The sequence below is a fragment of the Brevundimonas aveniformis DSM 17977 genome (genome assembly GCF_000428765.1).
Taxonomy (GTDB): domain Bacteria; phylum Pseudomonadota; class Alphaproteobacteria; order Caulobacterales; family Caulobacteraceae; genus Brevundimonas; species Brevundimonas aveniformis.
Genome location: NZ_KE386797.1, coordinates 150,446 through 177,149, shown reverse-complemented (window position 1 = coordinate 177,149; position 26,704 = coordinate 150,446). Strand labels below are relative to the sequence as shown.

The following is a 26,704-nucleotide window of genomic DNA, read 5'->3' as shown; positions in this document are numbered from 1 at the left end:
TTTAGGCCGCGTTGCTGGATTCGTTCGTTTGGCGTCGCACGGTCGGCGCGGCCAAGACCTCAGTGATCTGCCGCAGAACGGCATGAGCCTGGCCGGCGAGGTGTACCAGTTCCGGCGGTGCGTCGCCGCCGCTCTGATCGACGCTGATCAGCAGTTGTTCGGCTAGGGCCAGCAATTGGGGCGTCGCGGCAATGGCCCGCGCCTGCATCTCGATGCGGTGTGGGTCGCGATCATACTCGGCCCCGGGCACACGCCAGCCCCCCCAGTCGGCGGAATCGGTCACGATCACAGGGTAGGTTCCCGGAAAGGGGTGGTGCGGGACATCTTCGGCGGCTTGCCATTTGTTACGGGCACGCATCATCCGCCACTGTCCCAGTCCGCCCTCGGCGGTGGGGTCCTCTTCGGGGGCCGCCAGTTCGTGAGCGAGAAACTCGCGGCCCAGCCCAACGTCGTAGGTCACCCGCACGGGCTCGTCGAAGCCCTTGGCCCAGACCGGATTGATGCGCTCAATCTTGGCCCATGCACCGACGCATTCGACCCAGACCTTCTGGCCGGATTGGAACTGGGCGCGTGCCATGGGAGCTCCTTTCTGGAGTGGACATCGCAGCCTAGCCGCGAGGCCTTGCTCGACCGTTGAGCGACGCAGTGAAGGGGGCGTTAAGGGTGCCGAGCCGGGCCGAAGGCTGGCGCGCGGGGGCAAGCGAGGCTATGCCGCGCCCATGACGCAAAGCCCCAACGCCGAAGCCACCCGTATCCTCAACGCACTCGGGGTTACGTTCTCCGATGGGTCGCTGGCGGTCAGCTCGCCGATTGATGGGGCTGAGCTGGCACGCCTGGCCGTGCAATCTACAGCCGATGCAGCGGAGGCTGTGGGACGGGCAGGGGTGGCCTTTGACGCCTGGCGGCGGGTACCGGCCCCGCGCCGCGGCGAACTGGTCCGGCTGCTGGGTGAGGTTCTGAGGGTCGCCAAAAATGATCTGGCCATGCTGGTCACCCTGGAGGCCGGCAAGGTGGTGTCCGAGGGCCTGGGCGAGGTCCAGGAGATGATCGACATCTGCGATTTCGCCACCGGCCTGAGCCGACAGCTTTACGGCCTTACCCTGCCGAGCGAGCGACCCGGCCATCACATGCGCGAAACCTGGCAACCGCTGGGACCGGTCGGTATCATTACGGCGTTCAATTTTCCGGTGGCGGTCTGGGCGTGGAACGCGGCTCTGGCGCTGATCTGCGGCAATCCTGTGATCTGGAAGCCGTCGGAGAAAACCCCGCTGACCGCCCTGGCGGTGCAGGCGGTCTTTGAGCGGGCAGTCGCCCGGTTCGGGACCGAGGCTCCGGCCAACCTCAGCCAGGTGCTGATCGGGGAACGTGAATTGGGTGAGGCGCTGGCGAGTGACCCACGCGTGCCGCTGATCTCCGCTACCGGATCGACGCGGATGGGCAAACAGGTGGCCCAAGTCGTCGCCGCGCGGCTGGGGCGATCTCTGCTCGAGTTGGGCGGTAACAATGCCATGATCGTCACGCCCTCGGCGGATCTGGAGCTGGCGGTGCGGGCGATCTGCTTCTCGGCGGTCGGTACGGCGGGCCAGCGGTGCACCACCCTGCGCCGCCTGATTGTCCATGAGGATGTAGCCGAGCGACTGATCGCACGGCTGGTCAAGGCCTTTGACACCCTCCCCATCGGTGATCCGCGCGAGGCCGGCACCCTGGTTGGGCCATTGATCGACGAGGCATCGGGCCAGGGCTGTATGGCGGCCTTGGACCAGGCGCGGGCCGAGGGCGGCGAGGTGCTGATCGGTGGCGAGCGGCTCGACCGGGCGGGGGTCTATGTCAGCCCGGCCATCGTGCGGATGCCGGGTCAGAGCGCGGTCGTCCAGCACGAGACGTTCGCGCCGATCCTCTATGTGATGACCTACACCGATCTGGAGGCGGCGATCGCCCTTCAGAACGCCGTGCCGCAGGGCTTGAGCTCCTGCATCTTCACCGGCTCGGTGCGGGACTCCGAAGGCTTCCTGTCGGCCTGGGGATCGGACTGCGGCATCGCCAACGTCAACATCGGCCCGTCGGGGGCCGAGATCGGCGGGGCCTTCGGCGGTGAGAAAGACACCGGCGGCGGGCGCGAGAGCGGCTCGGACGCCTGGAAGGCCTATATGCGCCGCCAGACCCAGACGGTGAACTTCTCCGACAGCCTGCCCCTGGCCCAGGGCGTCCGGTTCGAGGTCTAGCTCAGAGCCGAACCCGGTTCAGCCTCAGGGCGTTGGCAATCACCGAGACCGACGACAGGCTCATCGCCGCGGCCGCCAGCATGGGCGAGAGCAGCGTGCCGGTTATGGGATAGAGGACGCCCGCCGCCACCGGCAGACCGGCGATGTTGTAGGCGAAGGCGAAGAACAGGTTCTGGCGAATGTTCCTCAGGGTCGCGTGGGCCAGCTTCTTGGCGCGCACCACGCCGGTCAGGTCACCGCCCAGGAGGGTGATGCCGGCGCTCTCGACGGCGACATCGGCTCCGGTTCCCATGGCGATGCCAACGTCCGCAGCCGCCAGGGCGGGCGCGTCATTGACGCCGTCGCCGGCCATGGCCACGACACGTCCATCGGCGTGCAGCGTGTCCACCAGCTTTTTCTTGTCCTCTGGCATGACGCCGGCGCGGACTTCGTCGATGCCGAGCTTATCGGCGACCGCCTGGGCGGTGCGCGGATTGTCGCCGGTCGCCATGATCACCGACAGTCCCAATGCACGCAGATCTGCCAGCGCCTGCTGGGCCGTATCCTTGATGGGGTCGCTAACGGTCACCAGGCCGGCGATTTCGCCGTCGACGGCGACATACATCACCGTCTGGCCCAGGTCGCTGAGCGCGTCGGCGCGCGAGGCCAGGGCCGCGGAGTCCAGGCCGAGCTGCTGCATCATCGCGGCGTTGCCGAGGGCGACGGACTGGCCGTCCACGCGGCCCTGGACGCCCTTGCCGGTGATCGCGGCGAAGTCGGCGGCGGTCAGGCGCTTGGCCCCGCGTTCCTCGGCACCCTTGACGATGGCCTCGGCGAGCGGATGTTCCGACCCCCGCTCCAGTGCAGCGGAGGCTGTCAACAGCTTGAGCTCGGTAAGCGAGCCCAGGGGGATCACCTCTGTCAGGGTCGGGCGACCGACCGTCAGGGTGCCGGTCTTGTCGACCAACAGGGTGTCGACCTTGTCCATCCGTTCCAGCGCCTCGGCATCGCGGATGAGCACACCGGCACGGGCACCGCGGCCGGCGGCGGTGGTGATGGAGATCGGGGTGGCCAGGCCGAGCGCGCAGGGGCAGGCGATGATCAGCACCGAGACCGCCGCGGTGATGGCGTAGGACAGGGTCGGCTCTGGTCCCCAGATCAGCCAGCCGAAGAAGGCGAGCACCGCCAACAACACCACGGCAGGCACGAAGACAGCCGACACGCGGTCGGCCAGGCCCTGGATCGGGGCGCGGGACCGCCGGGCGCTTGTAACCATGTCGACGATCTGGGACAGGACGGTGTCTGCCCCGACCTTGCGGGCCTCCATGATCAGGGACCCGTTCATGTTGAGGGTGGCCCCGGTGACGATGTCTCCCGGACCCTTCTCGACCGGCAGGGATTCGCCCGTGAGCATGCTCTCGTCAACGGATGAGGCCCCATCCAGGACGACGCCGTCGACCGGCACCGTGTCACCCGGCCGGACGCGCAGGCGGTCGCCCGGCAGGATGTTCTCAAGCGGCGCGTCGTACTCCTCGCCGTCTTCGAGCACGCGGCGCGCCGTCTTGGGGGCCAGGTTGAGCAGCTCGCGGATGGCGTCGCCGGTGCGCTCGCGCGCTCTCAGCTCCAGCACCTGACCCACGAAGACCAGGGCGACGATGACCACCGCCGCCTCGAAATAGGTGCCCGCGCCGTGGTCGGTCCGATAGTCCTGCGGCAGCAGGCCGGGGGCAAAGACCGCCACGAGGGAATAGAGATAGGCCGCCCCGACCCCCAGCGAGATCAGCGTCCACATATTGGGCGACCGCTGGACGATCGAATCCCAGCCGCGCTTGAAGAAGGGCAGGGCCGCCCACAGCACCACCGGGGTGGCGATGATCAACTCGATCCAGGGCACGAGGCGAGGCCCGATCCAATGGCGCACCGGCAGGCCGACCATCTCGCCCATCGTCAAGATGATCAGCGGAACCGCGGCGATGGCGCTGATCCACAGGCGACGGGTGAAGTCCGCCAGCTCCGGGTTGGCCTCGTCGGTCGGGACGAGCGGCTCAAGCGCCATGCCGCAGATCGGGCACGATCCCGGCCCGTCGCGGATGATCTCGGGGTGCATCGGGCAGGTCCACTGGGCGGTCTTGGGCCCGGTGGTCATGGCCTTGCGGGCCCGGCCCGAGGCGAAGAAGTCGGGGTCCGCCCGGAATCGGTCGGCGCACTTGTCGGAACAGAAGTAGCGGACCTTGCCCCGATAGGTCTGCTGGCGCGTCTCTGGCGTGATCTTCACCGTCATCCCGCAGACGGGATCAATGGCGGTTTCGCCGCCGGCACCCTCGGGCGCGGCGGTGTGGGCGTGATCGTGCATCTTCAGCCTCGCGCTCGACATTTGAAGCCGGCGACCGCCTTGGGGCGCCGACCCCCCGAACTATCTACGCGCCAGCGGCGAGTTTCCCTCGCCTCGGGGACTAACGCGCCGGTTCGATGGCGTTGGCGCGGCCCCGCTGCCAGCGGTGGTAGACCTTCCAGACGCCCCAGAAGATCAGCAACAGCGCCACCGGGATCAGCACCGGCATGATAAAGGCCAACAGCACCGTGCCGATGCTGAGCAGGTCTTCGAAAAAGGACAGGAACGGGTTGGCCATCCCGCCGGTGGTCGCGGTTGAGGCCGCACGGGTCCCCCCTTGCGCCGCACCGAAGGCCAGCGCCGTGGGGGCCCCGACGATGATGCCGGCCACCGCCGCCGCGGTCGGGTCCAGTCCGGCGAACATCGAGCCGGCGACAATGGCCCCGGCGATCGGCCGTGCGATGATGCCGACGGCGTGCAGCGCATTGTCGAGCAGCGGGATCTTGTCGGCCACCACCTCGAGCACCGTCGCCAGGCCGAGCGCGGCAATGGCGGTGTTGGAGGTCATCCAGGCCATGCTCTCATTCAGTTCGATGCCGAACAGATGGAACTTGGCCGCCAGGGCTGCCATCAGCATGGGGATGAAGATCCGCAGGCCCGACGCCGCCGCCAGGCCCAGGCCCAGCAGCGCGGGTAGCACCCAGGTTTGAATCACATCGCCAGAGGGTAGGCTGGCCGGCAGGTTCTCAAGCATGAGGGCCTCCTAGAAGCGGCGCTTGCCGCTCACCGTCTCGAAGAACATCCGCCAATCCCCCATCAGGCTCCACAGGGGATATTTGAAGGTCGCCGGCCTGTTCTTCTCGAACACAAAATGCCCCACCCAGGCGAAACCGTAACCGACAACCGGCATGGCCAGCAACCACCAGGCGTTTCGAGTGATGATCGCGGTCGCCAGGATCACCAGAACCAGCGCCGAGCCGACGATGTGAATGCGCCGACAGATCTGGTTGGAATGCTCGTGGATGTAGTACGGATAGAACTCTGAAAAGCTCTTGAAACGGTCACTGGAGGCGGGAGAGGGCGCGTGGGTCATCCCCGCAGGTTCGCGCTGATTTCAGCGGTTGTCGAGGCCTGATCCTCGCCCGTAAGCCGGGGAGGATCATCGACCACCGCGCTGCCTGATCCTCCCCGCGCAGCGGGGGAGGGGGGACGGCTTGCGGTGGAGGCGGCGAGACCGGGAGCACTGTCTCGGTCGGAACCCCAAACGTCACGCGCGGTGTGCTCCCCCTCCCTCGCCGCCTGGAAGGCCCATCGGCCGGCACCGGTTCCCGCTTCGAAGCGGGGACGAACGGGTGTTGCAACGCTGGGGCGAAGCGGGCCAAGTGCGCACAGGGAGGGAGGCCCGGTTTGGACGTCGAACAGTTCATCAGCCGCTGGACGGCCGCGCGCGGCGGCGCGGAACGGGCGAACTACCAGATCTTTCTGGCTGAGCTTTGCGACGCCCTGGGCCTGCCCCGGCCCGATCCGGCGTCCGATGACACGGCCAGCAACGACTATGTGTTTGAGCGCGGCGTCAAACGGCGCGAGAGCGAGGGCATGGCCTCGACCCTCCGGATCGACCTCTACAAGCGCGGGGCCTTCATTCTGGAGGCCAAGCAGTCGCGGGCCAGGGACCGGGACGATCAGCCGCGCCTGTTCACCGAGGCCGAGGCCGCCTCGACCGCCGCGTCCCAGGGCAAGTGGGACACGATGATGCGCAACGCTCGCAAGCAGGCCGAGGACTATGTCTTTCGCCTGCCGGCGGATCATCCGGCCCCGCCGTTCATCATCGTCTGTGACGTCGGCTATGTGTTCGAGATCTATGCGGATTTTTCCGGCTCGGGGCGGGCCTACGCCCATTTCCCGGATCGCAAGTCGTTCCGCCTGAGGCTGGAAGACCTGAGACGACCGGAGGTGCAGGACCGCCTGCGAGCCATCTGGACCGACCCGCAATCCCTGGACCCCACGCGCAAGGCCGCCCAGGTCACGCGCGAGATCGCCGAGCGGCTGGCCGCCGTGTCACGCCGGATGGAGCGGGACCATCCGCCCGAAGAGGTGGCGCATTTCCTGATGCGGTGCATCTTCACCATGTTCGCCGAGGACGTGGACCTGTTGCCCAAGGGCGAGTTCACCAGGCTGTTGACCGAGGCGCTGGATGGGCCGGACAGCTTTGCGCCGCTGCTGACCGAGCTGTGGAAGAAGATGGATGCGCCGAACCGGGACGACCGGTTCTATTCGATGTTTCGAACGCACCTGAGGCACTTCAACGGCAATCTGTTCAAGGGTGCCCGCGCCTTTGCGATGACGCGCGAGGAGATCGGCGAGCTCTTGGCCGCGTCGCGGCACGACTGGCGCTATGTCGAACCGGCCATCTTCGGCACCCTGGTCGAGCAGGCGCTGGACCCCGGCGAGCGGCGCAAGCTCGGGGCCCACTATACGCCCCGCTCCTATGTCGAGCGACTGGTCAACGTCACGGTGATGGAGCCGCTCAGGGCCGACTGGGACGCCGCCCAGATCAAGGCCGAGGATGCGCGGGCGCGCGGCGACGAAAAGGCGGCGGTCGAGGCCGTGCGCGCCTTTCATCATCAGCTGTGCACCACGCGGGTGCTGGACCCGGCGTGCGGCACCGGCAACTTCCTGTATGTAGCCTTGGAGCTGATGAAGCGGCTGGAGGGCGACGTTCTGGAGACCCTGGCCGAGCTGGGCCAGACCGAAAGCATCGGGCTGGAGACCGTCGACCCGCACCAGTTCCTGGGCATAGAGCTGAACGTCCGCGCCGCCGCCATTGCCGAGCTGGTGCTGTGGATCGGCTATCTGCAACAGCATTATCGCAACCGCTCCGAACACCCGGCCGAGCCGATCCTGAAGGCGTTCGGCAATATCCAGAACAAGGACGCGGTGCTGACCTGGGACGGATACCCAGAGCTGCAGTTCGAAATGCGCGACGGGGCGGCAGTGCAGGTCTATCCGAATGCCCGGCGACCGGACTGGCCGGAGGCGGAGTTCATCGTGGGAAATCCGCCGTTCATTGGCGGCAAGGACCTGCGGTCACGCATGATGCCCGGCTATGCCGAGGCCCTGTGGGCGGCGCACAAGCCCATGAACGAGAGCGCCGATTTCGTCATGTATTGGTGGGACCGGGCGGCGGAGCTGCTGACGCGCAAGAAGACGCGCCTGCGTCGGTTCGGCCTGGTGACCACCAACTCCATCAGCCAGGTGTTCCAGCGCCGGGTGATGGAGCGGCACCTGAACGCCAAGGCACCCATCAGCCTGATCTTCGCCATCCCCGACCACCCCTGGACCAAGGCGACGAAAGACAGCGCGGCGGTGCGGATCGCCATGACGGTGGGCCAGACCGGGTCACGTGAGGGCGAACTGTGGAGCGTGGTGTCCGAGGCCGGGCTGGATACCGATGCGCCAGAGCTGACGTTCGCGGTCAGCGAAGGAAAGATCAACTCGGACCTGACGGTGGGGGTGGATGTCACCAAGGCCGACCCCCTCATGGCCAACGAGGGGCTGTGCTCGCCGGGTGTGAAGCTGCACGGGTCTGGCTTCATCGTCACGCCAGAAGAAGCCGAACACCTGGGTTTGGGCCGCCGCCCCGGCCTGGAGCGCCACATCCGGCAATATCGCAATGGCCGCGACCTGACCGCCCATCCGCGCGGGGTGATGGTGATCGACCTGTTCGGCCTGAGTGCCGAACAGGTGCGGCGGGACTATCCCGAGGTGTATCAGCACGTAATTGAGACGGTGAAGCCGGAACGCGATGTCAACAACCGGGCAAGCTACCGCGACAACTGGTGGATGTTCGGAGAGCCGCGCCGGGAGCTACGCCCCGCCCTGGAAGGGTTGCCGCGCTACATCGCCACCGTGGAGACGGCGAAGCACCGGGTGTTCCAGTTCCTCGACGAGAGCATCCTGCCGGACAATAAGTTGATTGCGCTTGCAGATGCTGATGCAGGCGTTCTGGCCATTCTGAGTTCACGCATTCACGCGCATTGGGCCATCACATCGGGCGGCTGGCTGGGTTACGGCAACGACCCCGTTTATGTGAAATCGTCCTGCTTCGACCCCTTCCCCTTCCCCGACCCGGACGAGGCCACCCGCGCCCGGCTGCGGGACCTGGGCGAAGAGCTGGATGCCACGCGCAAGACGGTGCAGGCCGAGCATCCCGATCTGACGCTGACGGGGCTGTACAATGTGCTGGAGAACCTGCGCGCCGGGGAGGCCCTGTCGGACAAGGATCAGGACATCAAGGATCGCGGGCGGGTGCTGATCCTGAAGGACCTGCACGACCAGATCGACCGGGCGACGTTCGACGCCTATGGCTGGCCCCACGACCTGAGGGACGAGCAAATCCTGGAGCGGCTGGTCGCCCTGAACGCCGAGCGGGCGGCGGAAGAGGCCGCCGGGCACGTGCGCTGGCTACGGCCCGACTATCAGATCCCGCGCTTTGCCAAGGGGGCGGCGGTCAAGTCCGGCGAGCTGGACCTGGGTGAGACGGTGGTGGCCATCGACAAGGCCCTGCCGGTGTTCCCCAAGGACAAGGCCGAACAGCCGCTGGCTATCCTGGGCGTGCTGCAGGCCGCCGGTCGTCCCATGGACGCCGCCAGCGTCGCCCGCGCCTTCAAGGGCGGCGGCAAGAAGATCGAACAGCGCGTGGTCCAGGCGCTCGACACCCTGGTCCGCTACGGCTGGATCAGCGCCTTGAAGGACGGAACCTTCGCCGCGCGGCGGGTGGCCTGACCCCATGACCGACACCGCCGCATCCCCCCCACCACGCTGGCATCTCGTCGGTCCTGGCCTGGTGGCGGCGGCGACGGGGGTGGGGGCCGGAGATCTGGTGGCGACGCTCGTGGCGGGGGCCCAGTATGGCTACGTCCTGATGTGGGCGGCAGTGGTCGGGACGGTGATCAAGGTGGCGCTGGCCGAGGGGGTGGGGCGCTGGACCCTGGCCTCGGACCGGACGATGTTCGACGGCTGGTCCAGCCTCGGGGGGCGCGGGCGGCTGAACTGGGCGACGGCCTATTTCGCCGTCTATGTCGTGGTGTGGGGGTTCGTGTACGGGGCGGCGGCGATGTCGGCCTCGGCCCTGCCGCTGGCGGCGCTGTTCTCAGGCGTGGACCTCAAGGTGTTCGCGATTGGCTCGGGGCTGGTGGGCCTGGGGCTGGTCTGGTTTGGCGGCTACGGCCTGTTTGAAAAGGTGATGACCGCTCTGGTCGGGGTGATGTTCGTCACCGTGGTCGGGCTGGCGGTGATCGTGGCCCCGGACGTGCCGCGCCTGATGACCGGGATGTGGCCCAGCCTGCCCGAGGGCTCAGGCTTCTATACGCTGGGGCTGATCGGCGGGGTCGGCGGCACCATCACCATGGCGGCCTATGGCTACTGGCTGCGGGCCAAGGGCTGGCGCGGCGTGGCGTGGATGCCGGTGATGCGCATCGACAACGGCGTGGCCTATGCCATGACTGGCCTGTTCGTGGTGGCCATGCTGATCGTCGGGGCCGAGCTGCTGCACGCCGGCGGGGTGGCGCTGGCGACCGGCGACCGGGGCCTGCTGGACCTGGGCGAGGTGCTGGAGGCGCGGTTCGGGAGGACTGTGGCCACGACCTTCCTGATCGGCTTCTGGGCGGCGAGTTTCTCGTCCCTGATCGGGGTGTGGAACGGGGTCAGTCTGATGTTCGCGGACTTCTGGGCGCACATGAAGGGCGACGCGGCCGAGGACGGGATCGCCGTCGACGGCGGGCCGGCGTTCAAGGGCTATGCGCTGTGGCTGACCTTCCCGCCCATGGCGTTGTTGTTCATGGACCGGCCGGTGGCGCTGATCATCGCCTACGGCGTGCTGGGCAGCCTGTTCATGCCGTTCCTGGCCGGAACGCTGATCTGGCTGTTGAACTCGGGGCGCGTGGCACCGGAATGGCGCAATGGCTGGCTGTCGAACCTCCTGCTGGCGGCGGCGGCGGTTCTGTTCTGCGTCCTGGCCGGCAAGGAGCTGATGGGGCTGTTCTAGCCGTCGAGGGCGGCCAGAGCCTCGTCGATGTGCAGGCGCGCCTCCTCGCCGGGCAGGGTGCCGGCGTCGATCAGGCGCTGACGAGCCCTCAACAGGCGCTCTCGCGCCGTATCGACATCGCCCTGGGCGCGCTCCAGTCGCGCCTGAATCAGGTCCAGCGACGACCAGAGCGGATGGGCGGGCGGCGTCGAGGGTTCCAGGATTTCACGCGCGCGCGACAACCCGCCTGCGGCCGCATCCAGCCGCCCGTCGACCGTATCGACCGCCGCCAGACCTGCCAGGAGGAAAGCCTTGATGGGCATGTCCGGGTGGCCGGTGAGCTCGAACTGATCCAGCGCCTCCTGATAGCCTTCGCGCGCGCCGGCTGGATCACCGAGCCAGAAGTCACACCGCGCCACGCGACCGCGAACGGTCGTCACATGAAGATGGGCCGGGCCAAAAACGGCCTCCAGGCCGTCGCGGACCTCAAGGAACAGGGCTTTGGATGCGCCGTAGTCGCGACGACCCATGGCGGTGGCCGCCGCGACGCCGCCGGCGAGCCAATAGTAGGGATGGTCGGTTCCCACCTGTTCAGCCAGCGTCGTTCCGGCCTGACGGATGAGGGTCTCGGCGCGATCATAGTCGCCCAGGTCTTTCAGAATTCCGGCCAGATTCGACTGACCGATCGCCGTTGACGGATGCGTCGGGCCCACATGGACCATGCTGATATCGGTCGCCTGGGTCATCAGGTCAGCGGCGTCGCGCAGACGACCCTGCTTCTGGAGGACGAGCGCCAGATTGTTCATCGTCACGGCGGTAAGCGGATTGTCCGGCCCGAACGCGGTGCGTTGGTGATCTAGGACGCGCGTGTACAGCGCCTCGGCCTCGTCCTCTCGGCCCAGGTCTGACAGGACGCTGGCCAGATTGCCCAGACAGCTCAGGGTATTTTCCCCGTCCGGCTCTTCCAGCGTCGCATAGATATCCAGCGCCTGGCGAAACAGGGCCTCGGCCTGGGTCGGGCGGCCCAGATCACCGGCGGCCACCCCCTGCCAGCCCAGCAGCGCGGCCACGGACGCCGGCCCGGACATGTCACGGGCGAACGGCATCAGGCGGCTGGTCGCAGCCTCGACGGTGCGCGAGCGCCCCGCGTCACGAAACCTCTGTAGCCGTTGCATCGACCATTCCAGCGACCGGGCGCTGCCCAGGGCCACCATGTGGTTGATGGCGGTCAGGAATTTACGCTCGTCGTCGACGGTCACGGGCTGGCCGGCGGGTGACATGGCCTCTTCCGCCCCTTGCCAGAACCACAGGTGAATGTCGCGGAACCGCTCCCAGTGATCGTCGCGCTCGGACGCCTGGAGTGTGGTGCGGGTCAGGGCGTGCAGGGTGGGGGGGCCATCGAGCGGGTGCTCGACAAAGGCGCGGCTGAGCAGCCGTTTCCAGCCCTCGGTGTCGGATTCCTTGAGGAAATCCTTCGACAGGATGGCCAGGCTGGCCGGATCCAGCGTCTCGGGATAGCTGGCCAGACGCAGGCGCTTCTCAGTTTCGGGGTCCAGGTGCGCCAGGAAGCGCGCCAGGATTTCCGCCCGACCGCCGCCGAACTGACCGGCCACGGGCGTCTGGCCGCCCGCGATCAGGGCATCGTGCGTTTCACGTTCCAGATCCAGATAATAGGGAAGACAGCCCTCGCCCTCATCGCCGCGGGCCGCGGCAATCATGCGGGCGCGGATCTCGGGGTCGGTGACCCCCACCTTGCCCAGGAAGGAGGCGGCGTCTTCGTCCGACAGGCCGCCCAGCAGATGCTGTTCGACAATCTGGTCCCAGTCCGCATCAATCTCACCCCAGCGCAGACGGTCGCGACCGGTGATGACCACCAGCGCCCCGGGCGTGTCCTGAACCAGGCGCCGCAGCCAGTCATCGACCAGCAGAGCCCCCGGCCCGTCGCGCAGGCCCCGGTCGCGCCACAGGGCCTCGTGGGTATCAAACCGTATAACGATGCGCGGGCCGTCGGCCGCGGCCATGGCCTCGCACAGATCGTAGCCGAGGTATTTGGGCAGGGCTCCGGCCAGTTGATCGATCGAAAGTTCATCCAGCCCGACCAGCAGCGTCCGCCCCCGCCGGTCCCACCAGGTCTGGAGCGCCTCAGCCCCCCGTGCCGCCAGCTTGGAGCCGTACTTGGTCAGCAGGCCATAGCCGGGGATCAGGCTGGCCGCATCGTCGGCCAGCGACAGCACATCGGCCAGCACCTCAGACCCCCGCTTGAATAGCTCGGGATGGACGGCGCGAATGTCCTTGCCGGGCTGGTCCAGGGTGAAATACCGCGCGAAGGCCAGGTCAAAGGCCGGGAAGCGCATGTTGCCGTGCTCAGCCAGCTGAAGGCGCAACGACAGCAGCGCCTGGGCCGGGTTGCGATTGGCCGGGTTTTCAAGGTCGACCAGGGCCGAGGCCAGCCGCCGGTTGCGGACATTGACCCAGTTGCCGCGCGCCCGGTCGATCATGCGCCCGAATTCAGCCTGAAGGGCGGTCTTGCCCTGGCCGCCGACCCCGTACCAGACCAGCACCCGGTAGTCCCCCGCCCCTTGCGCCTCCTCCAGCGCCCGCGTGAACCGCGCCCGTGCGTCCTCGCGGTCGGTAAAGACCTCAGACGCCGAACGTTGCGGCAGCGCGTGTGACGGTCTGATCATCCTCGCCTCCAACCCCTTGATGCGTGGAGTCTATCTAGGCGTCGAGCGCCGCACGAAAAGAGGCCGTCAGAACCCGTCAGGCCGCTCCCGGCCAGATGATCCTCCCCCGTTTCACGGGGGAGGGGGACCGCTTGCGGTGGAGGGGGCGGCGGCCGGGCTCAGCGCCTCGCATCCCCTCAATCCAACGCCCGCACCCGTGCCCCCGCCCGGACCAGGGCCGCGTCCTGGGTCGCCACGCCCGCGTCGCCGTCCGTCCCAGCGCACGCCGGCGGCCAGGGGAAATCCGCCAAACCCTTGCCGGCGTCCAGCTGGCCGGTCTGTCGCATGAACTGCCTGCGGCCCAGACCGTCCGGCAGGCCCGCTTCAGCCAGGGGTTTGAGCGCTCCCTCAGGGGTGTAATAGCGGTCCGCCCAGCCGCCGTGGACCGCCCGCGCAAAATCGGCCTGGGCGACCTTGGGGCCCAGCACCCGCGCGCGCCAGTGAAAGGCGGCGTGGCTCCAGCATTCGCCGATGCCGTGACCCGCCTCGCTCAGCAGGGCGTCGGCCAGGTGCTCGGCCCGTTCATAGACGGCAGCCTCCCAGCGCGCCTGATCGGCCGCGATGCGTTCGTCCTCGGCCTTGCGCGCGTCGGCCTCCTCCTGGGGCGTCGGCGGCAGGATGCGATCGGCGGCGTCGGCCACCCGCGTCAGCCGCTCGGCGGCGCGTGCCAGGTCGGCGGCCTCCTCCAGTCGACCGTCGCGCAGGGCCGGGCCGATCCTGGCCAGCATCTCGCCCAGCACCTGATCCGGGCGCCGCTCCCGCGCCAGGGCGCGGGCGTGCTGCGTCCGGGTCCAGCCGTGGCGGGCGGCGCGCTTGCGGATACCGTTGACCGTCAGGCCTAGCCGCCGCGCGATCGAGGCGGCCCCTTCTCCGCTGAGATAGGCGTCCCGCGCCAACGCCCAGGTCGCCGGGCCGGCGAAATAGCGGATACGTGGCGGCTTGCTCATGCCTCATTCTGCACCGCGCCTGCGTCAGGCGCGGTCGTCGTCCACCGGCATGCGGCTAAGACGGCTTTGTCCCCCGACCGACCCTGTTTGTCCCGGCCCTGTCCCCGAAACAGGGACAAATCCGACGGGGACAAAACGGCCCGGGATCAGCTGTCCAGGAAGCTTCGCAGCTTGCGGCTGCGGCTCGGGTGCTTGAGCTTGCGCAGGGCCTTCGCCTCGATCTGGCGGATGCGTTCGCGGGTGACCGAGAACTGCTGGCCGACCTCTTCGAGGGTGTGGTCGGTGTTCATGCCGATGCCGAAGCGCATTCTGAGCACGCGTTCCTCGCGCGGCGTCAGGCTGGCCAGCACGCGGGTCGTCGTTTCGCGCAGGTTCGACTGAATGGCCGCATCGATGGGCAGGATGGCGTTCTTGTCCTCGATGAAGTCACCCAGGTGGCTGTCCTCCTCGTCGCCGATGGGCGTCTCGAGCGAAATCGGCTCCTTGGCGATCTTGAGGACCTTGCGCACCTTCTCCAGCGGCATGGCCAGGCGTTCGGCCAGCTCCTCCGGCGTCGCCTCGCGGCCGATTTCGTGCAGCATCTGGCGCTGGGTGCGGACGATCTTGTTGATCGTCTCGATCATGTGCACCGGAATCCGGATAGTGCGGGCCTGGTCGGCGATGGAGCGGGTGATCGCCTGACGGATCCACCAGGTGGCGTAGGTCGAGAACTTGTAGCCGCGGCGGTACTCGAACTTGTCGACCGCCTTCATCAGGCCGATGTTTCCTTCCTGAATAAGATCAAGGAATTGCAGGCCGCGGTTGGTGTATTTCTTGGCGATGGAGATGACCAGGCGCAAGTTGGCCTCAACCATTTCCTTCTTGGCCTGGCGGGCTTCGCGCTCGCCCTTCTGCACCGTCTGGACGGTGCGGCGGTAGTCTTCGATGGGCAGGCCGGCCTCGGTGGCGATGGCCGCCACGTCGCCCCGGATGGTCGCCACCGCGACCGCCTCGTTCTCCATGAACTTGGTCCAGCGCACGCCCAGATCCTTGACGCTGTCGGTCCAGTTCGGGTTCAGCTCAGCGCCGAAATAGGCCTTGAGGAACTCAGGGCGCGAAATGCCGTAGCTGTCGGCCAGGCGCAGCAGCCGGCCTTCCAGCCCGATCAGGCGCCGATTGATGGCATAGAGCTGATCGACCAGGGCCTCGATCCGCGCATTGTTCAGCGTCAGCGACTTCAGCTTGTCCGAAATCGAGGTGGTCAGGGCGATGTAGGCCTTGCGGTCCTTGTCGGACAGGTCGTTGCCCTCAAGCCGGGCGTTGACCAGCTTGTCCTGCAGTTTGCGGAAGGCCCCGAAGTCCGACGCCACGCCGTCGAGGATTTCCATGATGCCGTCGCGCAGCTCGGCCTCCATGGCCGACACCGACAGGCCGGCACCATCGTCGAAGTCGTCGTCGTCCTCGTCCTCGCCGTCCTCGGCCTTGTCTTCGGTCTTCTCGGGTTCAGGCTCCGGCTCTTCTTCCTCGGCCTCGGGACGGGGGACCGAGTTGTCGACCGGCGGCCCGGAATAGGTGCTTTCGAGGTCGATCACTTCACGGAGCAGAATGCGACCTTCTTCCAGCTCCTGACGCCAGACCATGATGGCCTCGAAAGTCAGAGCGGATTCACACAGGCCGCGGATCATGGTGTCGCGGCCCGCCTCGATGCGCTTGGCGATGGCGATCTCGCCCTCGCGGCTGAGCAGCTCGACTGAGCCCATTTCCCTCAAATACATGCGCACGGGGTCGTCCGTGCGGTCATAAGCGGGCTTTGATTCCGTCTCGACGACGGCGGTTTCCTCGCGGTTGGCGACCTCGGTGCCTTCGGGCGCGTCTTCCTCGGCTTCGACGACGTTGACGCCCATTTCGGACAGCATCGCCAGGGTGTCCTCGATCTGGTCGGGGGTCACCTCTTCGGAAGGCATGACCTTGTTCAGCTCGTCCATGGTGACGTAGCCGCGGGTCTTGGCCTGCTTGATGAACTTCTTGACCCCGGCGTCGGTGAGGTCGAGCAGCGGACCGTCGTTGGTCTGGTCCTGCTCCTGGGTATCCGCTTTGGCGGTCATTCAAGTCTCCGACCGGGACGCGACCCGGTGATGCGAAAGCCATGCGGATCGCCAACGGGTCAGACCCCAGCGATGTTCCGCACGCACGGAATGTGATCCAGCCGATCCCGACGGGCGACGGTTCTGAACAGAAGAACGGAAACGGCTGCCAAATCCGGTCCGCGCCATTTGCACGTCCGAGCTACGACAAAACCGCCCCGCGCCGCCACCAGCACCGGGGCCTTGGGAAAGGCCATCGACCATCGGACTTTGGCATCGGCGAGGGGGGCAATCTTGCCCTCGAGAGGCCGGCCGGACTATCGCCGCCGCCTTCGCACCGCTCACATAGACGCTTAAAGGCCCGAAGAGCCCGAAATGGCGAGCCAGGGCCAGTCTGTCAAGGCTTTGGGCGGGCGCGCGGCTAGTGGAGGGTCCCCTCGGGCCAGAGCTCGCCGGAGGTCAGGGCCCGCGAGGCTGCATCGCGTTCGGCCTTCAACTGGGAAAAGGCCTCGGAATCGAGCGCGGCTCCGCCGAACAGATCGCCCTTGAGCTCTTCCAGGGCGCGGCTCAGGCTGACCGATTGCTGGACCAGTTCCAGAGCGCGGATCAGATCGCGCCCGGCCTCGCGTTCCGGCAAGGTGCGATCCAGGAAGCCGGCGTGCGCCAGCGGGGCGGTTCGTTCGATCCGGCGCAGCGTGTCTTCATGGCCCATGGACGCCAGGCGGGCTCGCACCAAGCTCTCGGCGGCGTCGCCCAGGTCTTCGATGAGAGGGATCAGATCGTTGATCAGTCGATCCAGGCCCTCGTCGCCGACGCCCTGGACGCCGAGCAACTCGGATTTCTCGCGCACGACCTCGGGGTGGGCGATGAGGCCCTCTACCACAGCGGCCACCAGCGGGCGCGGGGCCTGGGACAGGGTCGCCGCAGCCGTGCGTGCCTCGGGCGTGACGCGAGTCAGATCGGCGGCGGCGCGGGCGCGGCGGTCCCGGTACTGGACTCGATTGGCCTGTTTGCGGTCGGCTTCGCTGGGCCTGACGTGCTGATAGAAGGCGTTGACCAGATAGTCCTTGTAGGTCCGGGCCAGTTCGGCATCGGCGATGGTTGCGGCCGCCTTGCGTAGGCGGGCGACCAAGCTGGCCTCTTTCTCGGGCGTGTCGAGGGGGCCGACCTCTTCACGTTCACGTTCGAACAGCAGCGCGGAGAAGGGGGTGGTCTGCGCCAGCGCCTTCTTCAATCCGGGCGCACCCAGCTCGCGCAGGATGTCGTCAGGGTCGAGCCCTCCCGACAGCAGGCAGAAATCGAAGGTCCGGTCCGGCTTCAGCAGCGGCAGGGCGCGGTCGATCGAGCGCATGGCGGCGCGCCGTCCGGCGTTGTCGCCGTCAAAACAGAGCACCGGCGTCGGGGCGACCCGCCACAGCACCGCCATCTGTTCCTCGGTCAGGGCCGTGCCCATCGGCGCGACAGCGGCCAGGCCAGCGCGCTGGGCGGCGATGACGTCCATATAGCCTTCGACGACATAGAGGCGGGCATCGGCGTTCGCCTGGGCCAGGATCTTTCGGGCCTCGGCCATGCCATAGAGGTTCGAGCCCTTGTGAAAGAGGCTCGTCTCGGGCCCGTTGAGGTATTTGGCGCGGGCTTCGGGGTCGAGGGCACGACCGCCAAAGCTGATCAGACGCCCCCGCGCATCGGTGATCGGGAAGATCAGGCGGTCGCGGAAGCGGTCATAGGGCTGGCCCCCGTCCTCGGGACGGATCAACAGGCCGGCATCGACCAGCTCTTGCGGTTTGGCTCCCTTCTGAACCAGGGCATCGCGCAGGGCGGTGCGACCTGAAGGGGCATAGCCCAGACGGAACCGACCCCATTGGTCCTCGGGCAGGGCCCGGCGGACCAGATAGTCACGGGCGGTCTGGCCGGCGGGGCGACGAAGCTGGGCTTCGAACCAGCGGGCGGCTTCCTCCAGCCAATGCTCCAGACCCTTGCGGGCCTCCTCGCGCCGCGCCGCCTGGGGGTCGGGGGCGGGCAGGGGCATGCCGGCCTCGGCGGCCAGACGTTCGACCGCCTCCATGAAGGACAGGCGCTCTGTCTCCTGCAGGAAGGTAATGACGTCGCCATGCTTGCCCGACGAGAAGTCGTGGAAGAACTGCTTGTCATCATTAACGAAGAAGGAGGGCGACTTCTCCTTGGTGAAGGGGCTGAGGCCCACCCATTCCCGGCCCTGACGCTTGAGCTTGACGGTGCGGCCGATGACCTCCGAGGGGCGGAGTCGGCTCTTCAGCTCATCAAGGAAACGTTCGTCGAGGCGCATGTTGGGGCAGCTATGGCGGTCATGGCCGCGCTCTCAAAGGGCTGGGTGAGGCTGTTCACCAGGGAATCGGATTGTGCACGAACCGGTGCGTGGATTGTGGATGTTTCTGTGCATGGATGCGGTTCAGGGCGCGCGATGGCTGACCCATGAATTCAAGGGACTGACGCTCGCGTCGGCGTCGATCCCGTTAACCATGATTAATGAACGGTTAAGATAACTGCCTGGAATATCAGCCTAAATTTCGACAAACCACGGAACTATCCACAGGCCTGAGGGGTTAACCATGCACGGATGCAGGATGCGTCCGTAACTGACGTTCCGGTCTGGCAAAGCCAGATCGTGAGCCCAGCGGAAGACCTAGACCATGTTTATCTCGATCACCCACTCTGACATCCGCCCCGTCGCTGCTGACGCGGTCGCTACGCCCGGTTCACCGCGCGTGGAGGAGCCGAGCGCCCGGGCTCTGCACGCGCGCCTGCTGGCCAATGCGGCCGCGCGCCGACTGCGGGCGGCTGAGCGGGCAGCGGCCCGTCGCGACGACGATGCCGTCTATTGGAAAGCCGCCTGTCCGATGGTGGTGGCCAAGGCCGCCGCCCTTCGTCAGGCCCGCAGTCTGGCCAGCCTGCCCTAGGACGTGGCCTCTGCCGGGGGCGTCGCGCGCGCGCTCAGCCGGTCAGTGATGGCGAATACCACCGGATTTAGCGCAATCGACAACAGGGCGGCGGCCAGTATCAGGTCGTGGGTGCCGTCCGACATGACGCCGAGACTGACGCCCAGGCCCGCCAGGATAAACGAGAACTCGCCGATCTGGGCGAGAGACGCGGCAACCGTAAGGCTCCATGTGCGGTCCAGCTTGAACAGGGTGGTGATGGCCAGCGCCGCCAGGGTCTTGCCGACGACGATAATGCCCAGCACCGCCGCCACGGCCCAGGGCTCGCGCACCAGCACCATCGGATCGAACAGCATCCCGACCGAGACGAAGAAAAGGACGGAAAAGGCGTCCCGCAACGGCAGGGATTTCTCGGCCGCGCTGTGGCCCAGCGGCGAGCCGTTGAGCACCAGGCCGGCCACGAACGCTCCGAGTGCGAACGAGGCCCCAAAAACGAAATAGGCGATCCAGGCGATGCCCAGTGCAATGGCCAAAACGCCCAGGGTGAACAGCTCGCGCGAACGGGTGTGGGCGATCATGGTCAGGACCCAGGGCAGCACCCGTCCGCCGACGATCAGCATCAGGGCGATGAAAACGACGACCTTGAGCAGGGTCCAGCCGACACTGAGGCCAAGGCTCGCCAGATCGAAGGTGTCGCCAGATGCCCCCACCACCAGCGGCAGCAGGACGAGGGCGACGACGATCACCAGATCTTCGACGATCAACCAGCCGGTGGCGATGCCCCCGACCTCGGACTTCATCTGACCGCGCTGTTCCAGCGCCTTGATCAGAACTACGGTTGAGGCGACTGACAGAGAGAAGCCAAGGAGCAGGGCCTCGGCATCGCCCAGCCCCATGAGCCGACCAACGCCCCAACCGAGCGCCGTTGCAACAGCGATCTGTGCCAGGGCCCCCGGAATGGCAATCCGGCGAACCCGCATCAGATCCTGGGGCGAAAAATGCAGCCCCACGCCGAACATCAAAAGGATGATACCGATCTCAGCCAGCTGGGGGGCCAAATCACCGTCGGCCACGAAGCCGGGCGTGAACGGACCGACGGCCACACCGGCCAACAGATAGCCCAGCAGCGGTGACAGCTTGAGCCGAACCGCCGCCATGCCGAACACGAACGCCAGAACAAATCCCGCAACGAGCATCAGGATCAGGCTGTCGTGGTGAGGCATTGGAACTCGGGCTGGGGGATGGCCGCCCCGAAATGGGGCAGACGGGCGTGAACTGCAAGCGACGAAGTTAGCGGTTGCGAGTTGTACCGGCGCGATGACCCATCATCGAGAAAAGGAATTACCATGCAAAAGCGTCCCCTCGGCCACAGCGGCCTGTCCACCGCCCCGCTGGTCTTCGGCGGAAACGTCTTTGGCTGGACCGCCGACAAGGTCCGGTCGTTCGAACTGCTTGATGCCTTCGTCGACGCCGGATTCAACGCCGTCGACACCGCCGATGCCTATTCCATCTGGGCACCCGGCCACTCGGGCGGAGAAAGCGAAACCATCATCGGGGAATGGCTGAAGGCGCGCGGGCACCGCGACGATGTGCTGATCCTGACCAAGGTGGGATCGGACATGGGCCAAGGTCACAATGACCTGTCACCTGGCTGGATCGAAAAGGCCGTCGAGGACAGCCTGCGCCGGCTCCAGACCGACTACATCGACCTGTATCAGTCGCACTGGCCTGATCCGAATACGCCCCAGGAAGAGACGCTGCGCGCGCTGAACAGGCTGGTTGAGGCCGGCAAGGTCCGCGCGTTGGGCCTGTCCAACCACTCTGCAGAGGCAACCGCCGAAGCCCTGGCGATCTCGGCCCGCGAAGGCCTGGCGGCGTATCAAACGGTGCAACCGCACTACAATCTGTACAGCCGGGCGACCTTTGAAGGCCCGCTCCAGGACCTGGCGGTCGAAAAGGGCCTCAGTGCCATCACCTATTTCAGCCTAGAGTCCGGCTTCCTGAGCGGGAAGTACCGGTCGGTCGACGACCTTCAGGGGTCGCCGCGCGTGGCGGCCCTGACGAACCACTTCGATGAGCGGGGCTCGCGCATTCTGGCGACCTTGCGCGCCGTCGCCGAGCGCAACCAAGCGACGTCGGCCCAGGTGTCACTGGCCTGGTTGATGACGCGACCCGCGGTGGCGGCCCCGATCGTCAGCGCCACCACGCTGTCGCAGCTGAGTGACACGTTGAAGGCGGTCGAGGTGAAGCTGTCCGACCAGGATATCGCAGAGCTGACCGAGACCAGCCAGGCTTAAGGATGCCGGCGAGGGAGACGCTGCCCATTGGCAATGGCGGCGGTGACCGTCCCGTCTTCGTCTCTCTCAAAGGTCAGACGAGCCCTTCCAGCGGTGTCTATGAAACCGTCGTCCCCCTGGGGAATAAACTCCAGTGCCGGATTGTCCGCCACTGTGAGCAGTAGCGAGTCACCGTCGGGAGAGACTGCGACTGTGACGATAAGGTTGGGTGTGCCGTCATACTGGCCCGCGAAGGCACCCATGGTTTCTGCAGGCAGCGGGACGGGCGTGATCATGCGCGGCTGGCGCCAGCTCCAGCCGTATTCTTCCGCGACGGCCAGAACGACGGCGCTGGTGATCACCTGACCGTTGTCGCCATTGGTCATGATGACCACGCCCTGGCCTCGGTCCGGTAGGCCAACGACGAGGGCGCGATAGCCTTCGTTGGCACCACCATGGCTGAACTCCAACTCGGGGGCATCCCTGACGACGAGGCCTAGTCCCTGGCCCCACGGGTCCCGGGTCAGCATGGCGCGCGCTGTCTCCCGTTCCAGGATGGCGTTGGAGCGGCCATTGAAGGCATCGCTTATCGCCAGCACCCATCGGGCGAGATCGGTCGGCGTGGTCCACAAGCCGGCTGCAGCCAACTCTGGATAAGTGTGGAAGCGTCCGGCCACTGGCTCTCCTCGGTCGTCGTAACCGGTGGCGGCCAGGGCGCGTCGGTCTTCAGCCAGCGGCTGATCGAAGGCGCTGGCGATCATTCCGGCCGGGCTGAGAACCCTTGTCTGAATAAGGGCGGGAAAGGCCAGGTTCTCGTGCTGGCTCATCAGCAGCTGGAGCACGGTAAAGCCCCCACCCGAGTAGCGCCTTGCGCTGCCCGGCGTCTGGTCGACCTCAACTCGAGGTGTGTTTGCGGGCGGAACACCGTCAAGGATTTGCTCCACATTCGGCACGGGCGCGTCCTCGGGATAGCCGGGGAAACCGCCGACGGTCAGGCCCGAGGTATGAGCCAGCAAATGGCGTAAGGTGACGGGATGGCCTTCGGTGAGGTCGTTCTCGGGAATCGTCCAGCCGCGAAGTGCGTCGTTGACTGGTGCATCGAGCGACAGTAGCCCGTCCTCGACCATGTCCAGTGCCGCCGTCGCCACCACTGCCTTGCTGATTGAGGCAGCCTGGAAAAGGGTGTCCGTTGTTGCGATCTGACCAGAGGCTGCATCGGCAAGGCCCCACGCTCGGGTCCACTCAATCCGGCCTTCATTGATGACGGCAATACTGACGGCCGGAACGCCCGTTTCAGCCATAAGGTCTTCGAGGGTCTGGGGCTCGTAGTCGCGACCGGCAACTCGCGTTGGGGGCAGCAGGCCCTCGGTGACGCGCTGGATGCGTGCGTTCGTCTCGGGCGACTGGGCCAAAGCCGGGCTGCCCATGGTCGACAACAGAAGGCAGAGTGCGACCGTCTTACAGACCAGGTTCATACGGCAGTCCCTTTTAGTCGGGAGCCTACCTGCCACCTGATGTGGCGTATTTCAACAGCTTGACCGTAACCTGGCGATCACCAGACCCCGATCTTCTCGGCCTGTTTGTGGGAGATCTGGTGGCCCTCGGCGGCGTGGTCCTGCTCGGCCAGGAAGCGGGCGGCTTCCAACGCCGCCATACAGCCCATGCCGGCGGCGGTGACAGCCTGGCGATAGACGTCGTCGGTGACGTCGCCGGCGGCGTAGACGCCGGGGATGGCGGTCTCGGTCTTGCCGGGAACGACCTTGAGGTAACCCGAGCCGTCCATCTCCAACTGGCCCTTGAACAGCTCTGACGCCGGGGCGTGGCCGATGGCGATGAAGACGCCGTGGACGTCAATGGTCTGGGTTTCGCCGCTCTCAGTGTTCTTCAGGCGCACGCCGGTCACGCCCAGCGGGTCCGTCTCACCGATGACCTCATCGATGGCCTGGTTCCACATGACCTTGACCTTGGGGTGGGCGAACAGGCGTTCCTGAAGGATCTTCTCGGCCCGCAGCTCGTCGCGGCGGTGGATCAGGATCACCTTCTCGGCGAAGTTGGTCAGGAACAGCGCCTCTTCGACCGCCGTATTGCCGCCGCCGACCACGGCGACCGTCTTGCCGCGATAGAAGAAGCCGTCGCAGGTGGCGCAGGCCGAGACGCCGAACCCTTGGAATTTGCTCTCGCTCTCCAGACCAAGCCACTTGGCCTGGGCCCCGGTGGAGATGATCACCGTCTCGGCCAGCATCTCAGCCCCGGAATCCAGCTTCAGCCGGAAGGGTCGCTGGGACAGGTCGGCCTCGATGACGATGTCGTGCAGGATCTCGGTTCCGACGTGTTCGGCCTGGGCCTTCATCTGGTCCATCAGCCACGGTCCCTGGATGACCTCGGCGAAGCCGGGATAGTTCTCGACATCGGTGGTGATGGTCAGCTGGCCTCCGGGCTGGAGCCCGGCGATGATCACGGGCTTCAGCATGGCGCGGGCGGCATAGATGGCGGCGGTCCAGCCGGCGGGACCGGAGCCGATGATAGCGACGCGGGTGGTTCTGGATTCGGACATGACGCTAATCTAGGGACGATTCCTCAGTTACGCGATGGGAGAGCAGTCGGATGAGCGAGCAAAAGAACGGACGCGCGGCATTCCTGCCGGTCGGCATGGGGGCCGGTATCGCTATCGGGGTGGCCCTGGGGCTGGCCCTGGACAATCTGGCGCTGGGGATCGCGCTCGGGGTCGCCATCGGCGGCGGCATGGGCGTGGCCGGCATGGGCCTGGCCGGAGCAAAGCGCGACGGGCAGTCAGGCGGCGAGGGCGCGGCACCCCACGTTGACGGCGGGCGTGACCGTGCCGACGACTCCTCGGACGGTGGCGATGCCGGCGGCGCGGACGGCGGGAGCTAGGCGCGCCGGATGACGGAGCTGCGCGTGCGCTGGGGCGAGGTGGACGGCCAGGAGGTCGTCTTCAACGCCAACTATCTGATGTACGCCGATGTCGCCGTGACCGAGTTCATGCGCGGCAACGGGATCATGGACCACTGTCGTGATGAATTCGGCCACACCTTCGTCGTGGACGCCCACCTGATTTTCAAAGGCTCGGCGCGGTTCGATGATGTGCTGGATCTGTCGGTGCGGTGCGAAAAGATCGGGACGTCGAGCTATGTGCTGAAGGTCGAGATGCGCCGAGACGGCGAGGTGCTGTGCGTGGCGGACATGACCTATGTGCGGGCGGTGGAAGGCAAGGCGGCGGCTCTCTCGGAGGGGTTCAAGGCGCGGTTAGGCCTCGGCGACACCTGACGTGGCGCTTGTCCGGGACAAGGGTTCGATCAGGCTGGATCGCGGGGACGAAGCGGGGTTGCCGGAACAGGGCGCAGCGGGCGGACCGCTTGTCCCGGATAGCCGCTGCGCGGCTCCCGGGATGACAACTTTAGAGAGCGGGTCGTCCCCGCTCTTCGTGCTACGCGCTTTGGCGGGATGACAAGGCAGGGGAAGAAACGTCACCGCGGATTGAGAATCGCGCCGGCCTAGCTGATCACGCCAGGCCGAGCGACATGGTCCCGCCGATCCATTCCACGCTCCCGGCGGCGCGGGCGCGAGCCGCCGCCTCTTGCTCGCCGAGGGCCGCATAGGCCTCGGCCAGGACGAAGTAGCTGTAGGGATCGCTGGGCCAGTCCTCGAGAAGTTCGAGAACCTTGTCACGCGCGCCTGCGGCATCGCCGGAGGCCAGGAGCGCCGCGGCCAGGCTTCGCCGGGTCGGGAACCAGATGATCGGCGGATCGCCGCCTTCCTCGCCTTCGCCCTGGAGGGCGGCGGCGCGGCCATAGGCCGCGATCGCAGCCGGGTAGTCGCCCCTGATCATGGCGGCGCGGCCCTCCAGCACCTTCTGGAAGACCTCGCTGAAGGTGCTCGAGAAGGTGTGATCGGCGTTCTGAGGCAGGGCCGCGCGCAGACGAGCGATTTCGGCGGCTTCGCGGTCCACCGCCTCGGCATCGCCGCGTCGGGCGGCGGCTTCGCCCCGGCCATAGCGCCAGCCGATCCGCATCAGGGGCCGGTTCTCGGGCGGTTCAGCCAGGGCCGCGATCTGCTCGTCCGAGCCGTAGCGACCGAAAAGGGCGTAGGCGTTGTTGGCCGTCGCCTGGCCCCAGGCGACGTCGGTTCGCGGATGGCGCGTGTAGATGCTGAGGAACCGCTCCGCCAGCCGCAGGCCTTCGTCCGCCCCGCCGGCCATCAGGGCCCCGCCCATGCCGAAATGGATGTTGTGGCCGTGCAGACGCACACCGCGAATGCCGCCGGGCGGCGACGCCAGGTCGACGTAGCGGGCATCCAGCGCCACGGCGTTGACGTTGGACATCATGGCGTCCCGGTAGCGCCCGACCCGGAAGAAGGTGTGCGACGGCATGTGCACCAGATGGCTGGCACCGGGTGCCAGGGCGGCCAGCCGCTCGCCGTAGGGAATGGCGCTTTGCGGGTCATCGGACCATTCCGTTAGGTGGATGTAGAGGTGGATGGCACCCGGGTCATCGGGCGTGTGGGCCAGCGTGCCCTCGAGGATCTGCATGGCTCGGGTGATCGCCGGATCGGTGGCCTGGCCCTCGTCGTCCCACCATTGCTCGACCTGCATCATCAAGGCGTCGGCCGTGATGTTGGCGATGGCAACATCAGCCGGATTGTCACGGGCGATGCGGTCCATGCGCTCGGCGAAGCGCCGGGCCCGGCTGCTCTCCCATCCCGAATAGCGCTGGATCAGGGCGTCGATCATTTGCCGCTGGATCGGGTCGGCGTCGCGGGCCATCCTGCGGGCCTCACGCGCGATGCGAAGGGCGGCGCGGCGGGTGTCCTCGCCGGTCCCGCCACCGTTCAGGTTCGGCCCCATGGCCCAGGCCTCGCCCCAGGCGCACATGCCGCACGACGGGTCCAGAAGACGCGCCCGCTGAAACGCCCGGACCGACTCGGTGTGCTCGAAGGCCCAGCGCAGACGGACGCCGTGATTGAACCACGCCTGGGCTTGCGGGTTGGTGGTGTCGACTGCAAAGCCGCCCGTGCCGAAGCCCTCGACCATGACCATTTCGGCGACGGGGGCGCCGGCGATGTCCGCCGCCTCGTCCGGCGAGGCGCAGATGACCGGGTTGTCGATGAGGTCCATCAGGGAGCCTTCGACGGTCGCGTCGGCCACGGCCGGGGCCGCTGCGGCCATCGCGATAGCAGCGACGGCAGTCATGGTCAGGCGCATGGCG

At 67.0% G+C, this 26,704-nt stretch carries 20 protein-coding genes; 7 read left to right on the top strand and 13 right to left on the bottom strand.

Translation table 11 applies throughout. The features are described from left to right. Position 1: 1 nt before the first annotated feature. Positions 2-577, bottom strand: coding sequence for a hypothetical protein (locus G391_RS14910; RefSeq protein ID WP_035304554.1), 576 nt, complete (start codon positions 575-577; stop codon positions 2-4). Positions 578-719: 142 nt separating this feature from the next. Between G391_RS14910 and amaB the strand changes: the two genes are divergently transcribed. Next, positions 720-2,222 (top strand): L-piperidine-6-carboxylate dehydrogenase, encoded by a 1,503-nt coding sequence (gene amaB, locus G391_RS0112965; RefSeq protein WP_029087895.1) that lies wholly within the window; start codon positions 720-722, stop codon positions 2,220-2,222. A 1-nt stretch (position 2,223) separates the two neighbouring features. Here the strand turns inward: amaB and G391_RS0112960 are convergent, their stop codons facing one another. The 3 genes from G391_RS0112960 to G391_RS0112950 all read right to left on the bottom strand — a co-directional run bounded on the left by G391_RS0112960 (position 2,224) and on the right by G391_RS0112950 (position 5,626). Next, positions 2,224-4,554, bottom strand: a complete 2,331-nt coding sequence (locus G391_RS0112960; protein ID WP_035304611.1) for a heavy metal translocating P-type ATPase — start codon at positions 4,552-4,554, stop codon at positions 2,224-2,226. 100 nt (positions 4,555-4,654) lie between these two features. Next, positions 4,655-5,287: a DUF4126 domain-containing protein gene (locus G391_RS0112955; RefSeq protein ID WP_156893960.1), complete on the bottom strand. Its 633-nt coding sequence runs from the start codon at positions 5,285-5,287 to the stop codon at positions 4,655-4,657. A gap of 9 nt (positions 5,288-5,296) precedes the next feature. Then, a complete protein-coding gene (locus G391_RS0112950) occupies positions 5,297-5,626 on the bottom strand; it encodes an Mpo1-like protein (RefSeq protein WP_029087892.1) in 330 nt (109 codons plus the stop codon). A gap of 314 nt (positions 5,627-5,940) precedes the next feature. Here G391_RS0112950 and G391_RS0112945 point away from each other — a divergent pair, with 314 nt between their 5' ends. Beyond that, on the top strand, positions 5,941-9,318 hold the full coding sequence (locus G391_RS0112945; RefSeq protein WP_029087891.1) for a class I SAM-dependent DNA methyltransferase: 3,378 nt from the start codon (positions 5,941-5,943) through the stop codon (positions 9,316-9,318). 4 nt (positions 9,319-9,322) lie between these two features. Further along, positions 9,323-10,579, top strand: a complete 1,257-nt coding sequence (locus G391_RS0112940; protein ID WP_029087890.1) for an Nramp family divalent metal transporter — start codon at positions 9,323-9,325, stop codon at positions 10,577-10,579. On the opposite strand, the gene G391_RS0112935 is transcribed toward G391_RS0112940, so the two are convergent. From G391_RS0112935 to dnaG, 5 genes are all read right to left on the bottom strand, one after another. Further along, positions 10,576-13,242 (bottom strand): tetratricopeptide repeat protein, encoded by a 2,667-nt coding sequence (locus G391_RS0112935; RefSeq protein WP_029087889.1) that lies wholly within the window; start codon positions 13,240-13,242, stop codon positions 10,576-10,578. The two genes, G391_RS0112940 and G391_RS0112935, sit on opposite strands and share 4 nt — an antisense overlap. 176 nt (positions 13,243-13,418) lie before the next feature. Continuing rightward, complete coding sequence (locus G391_RS15680; protein WP_029087888.1) at positions 13,419-14,228, bottom strand: hypothetical protein; 810 nt, start codon at positions 14,226-14,228, stop codon at positions 13,419-13,421. A gap of 146 nt (positions 14,229-14,374) precedes the next feature. Beyond that, positions 14,375-16,312, bottom strand: a complete 1,938-nt coding sequence (gene rpoD / locus G391_RS0112925) for an RNA polymerase sigma factor RpoD (protein WP_029087887.1) — start codon at positions 16,310-16,312, stop codon at positions 14,375-14,377. Positions 16,313-16,371: 59 nt separating this feature from the next. After that, positions 16,372-16,548, bottom strand: coding sequence for a hypothetical protein (locus G391_RS15675; protein ID WP_156893959.1), 177 nt, complete (start codon positions 16,546-16,548; stop codon positions 16,372-16,374). Positions 16,549-16,712: 164 nt separating this feature from the next. Next, on the bottom strand, positions 16,713-18,596 hold the full coding sequence (gene dnaG / locus G391_RS0112915; protein ID WP_029087886.1) for a DNA primase: 1,884 nt from the start codon (positions 18,594-18,596) through the stop codon (positions 16,713-16,715). A 364-nt stretch (positions 18,597-18,960) separates the two neighbouring features. Here dnaG and G391_RS0112910 point away from each other — a divergent pair, with 364 nt between their 5' ends. Continuing rightward, complete coding sequence (locus G391_RS0112910; protein WP_029087885.1) at positions 18,961-19,227, top strand: hypothetical protein; 267 nt, start codon at positions 18,961-18,963, stop codon at positions 19,225-19,227. Here G391_RS0112910 and G391_RS14905 read toward each other — a convergent pair. Further along, on the bottom strand, positions 19,224-20,429 hold the full coding sequence (locus tag G391_RS14905; RefSeq protein ID WP_051257390.1) for a cation:proton antiporter domain-containing protein: 1,206 nt from the start codon (positions 20,427-20,429) through the stop codon (positions 19,224-19,226). The two genes, G391_RS0112910 and G391_RS14905, sit on opposite strands and share 4 nt — an antisense overlap. Positions 20,430-20,552: 123 nt before the next feature. On the opposite strand from G391_RS14905, the gene G391_RS0112900 reads away from it, so the two are divergent. Further along, positions 20,553-21,503, top strand: coding sequence for an aldo/keto reductase (locus G391_RS0112900; RefSeq protein WP_029087884.1), 951 nt, complete (start codon positions 20,553-20,555; stop codon positions 21,501-21,503). On the opposite strand, the gene G391_RS14900 is transcribed toward G391_RS0112900, so the two are convergent. Both G391_RS14900 and trxB read right to left on the bottom strand, forming a co-directional pair. After that, positions 21,500-22,957, bottom strand: a complete 1,458-nt coding sequence (locus G391_RS14900; protein ID WP_051257389.1) for a serine hydrolase domain-containing protein — start codon at positions 22,955-22,957, stop codon at positions 21,500-21,502. The genes G391_RS0112900 and G391_RS14900 overlap by 4 nt on opposite strands. A gap of 77 nt (positions 22,958-23,034) precedes the next feature. After that, the gene (trxB, locus tag G391_RS0112890) at positions 23,035-24,036 is read right to left on the bottom strand and encodes a thioredoxin-disulfide reductase (RefSeq protein ID WP_029087883.1); all 1,002 of its coding nucleotides are present in this window, start codon (positions 24,034-24,036) and stop codon (positions 23,035-23,037) included. Positions 24,037-24,086: 50 nt separating this feature from the next. Here trxB and G391_RS15960 point away from each other — a divergent pair, with 50 nt between their 5' ends. Next, positions 24,087-24,374, top strand: coding sequence for a hypothetical protein (locus G391_RS15960; protein ID WP_029087882.1), 288 nt, complete (start codon positions 24,087-24,089; stop codon positions 24,372-24,374). Positions 24,375-24,383: 9 nt separating this feature from the next. Then, positions 24,384-24,767: an acyl-CoA thioesterase gene (locus G391_RS0112880; RefSeq protein WP_029087881.1), complete on the top strand. Its 384-nt coding sequence runs from the start codon at positions 24,384-24,386 to the stop codon at positions 24,765-24,767. 235 nt (positions 24,768-25,002) lie between these two features. Here the strand turns inward: G391_RS0112880 and G391_RS0112875 are convergent, their stop codons facing one another. Then, the gene (locus tag G391_RS0112875) at positions 25,003-26,700 is read right to left on the bottom strand and encodes a hypothetical protein (RefSeq protein ID WP_029087880.1); all 1,698 of its coding nucleotides are present in this window, start codon (positions 26,698-26,700) and stop codon (positions 25,003-25,005) included. Positions 26,701-26,704 lie beyond the last annotated feature (4 nt).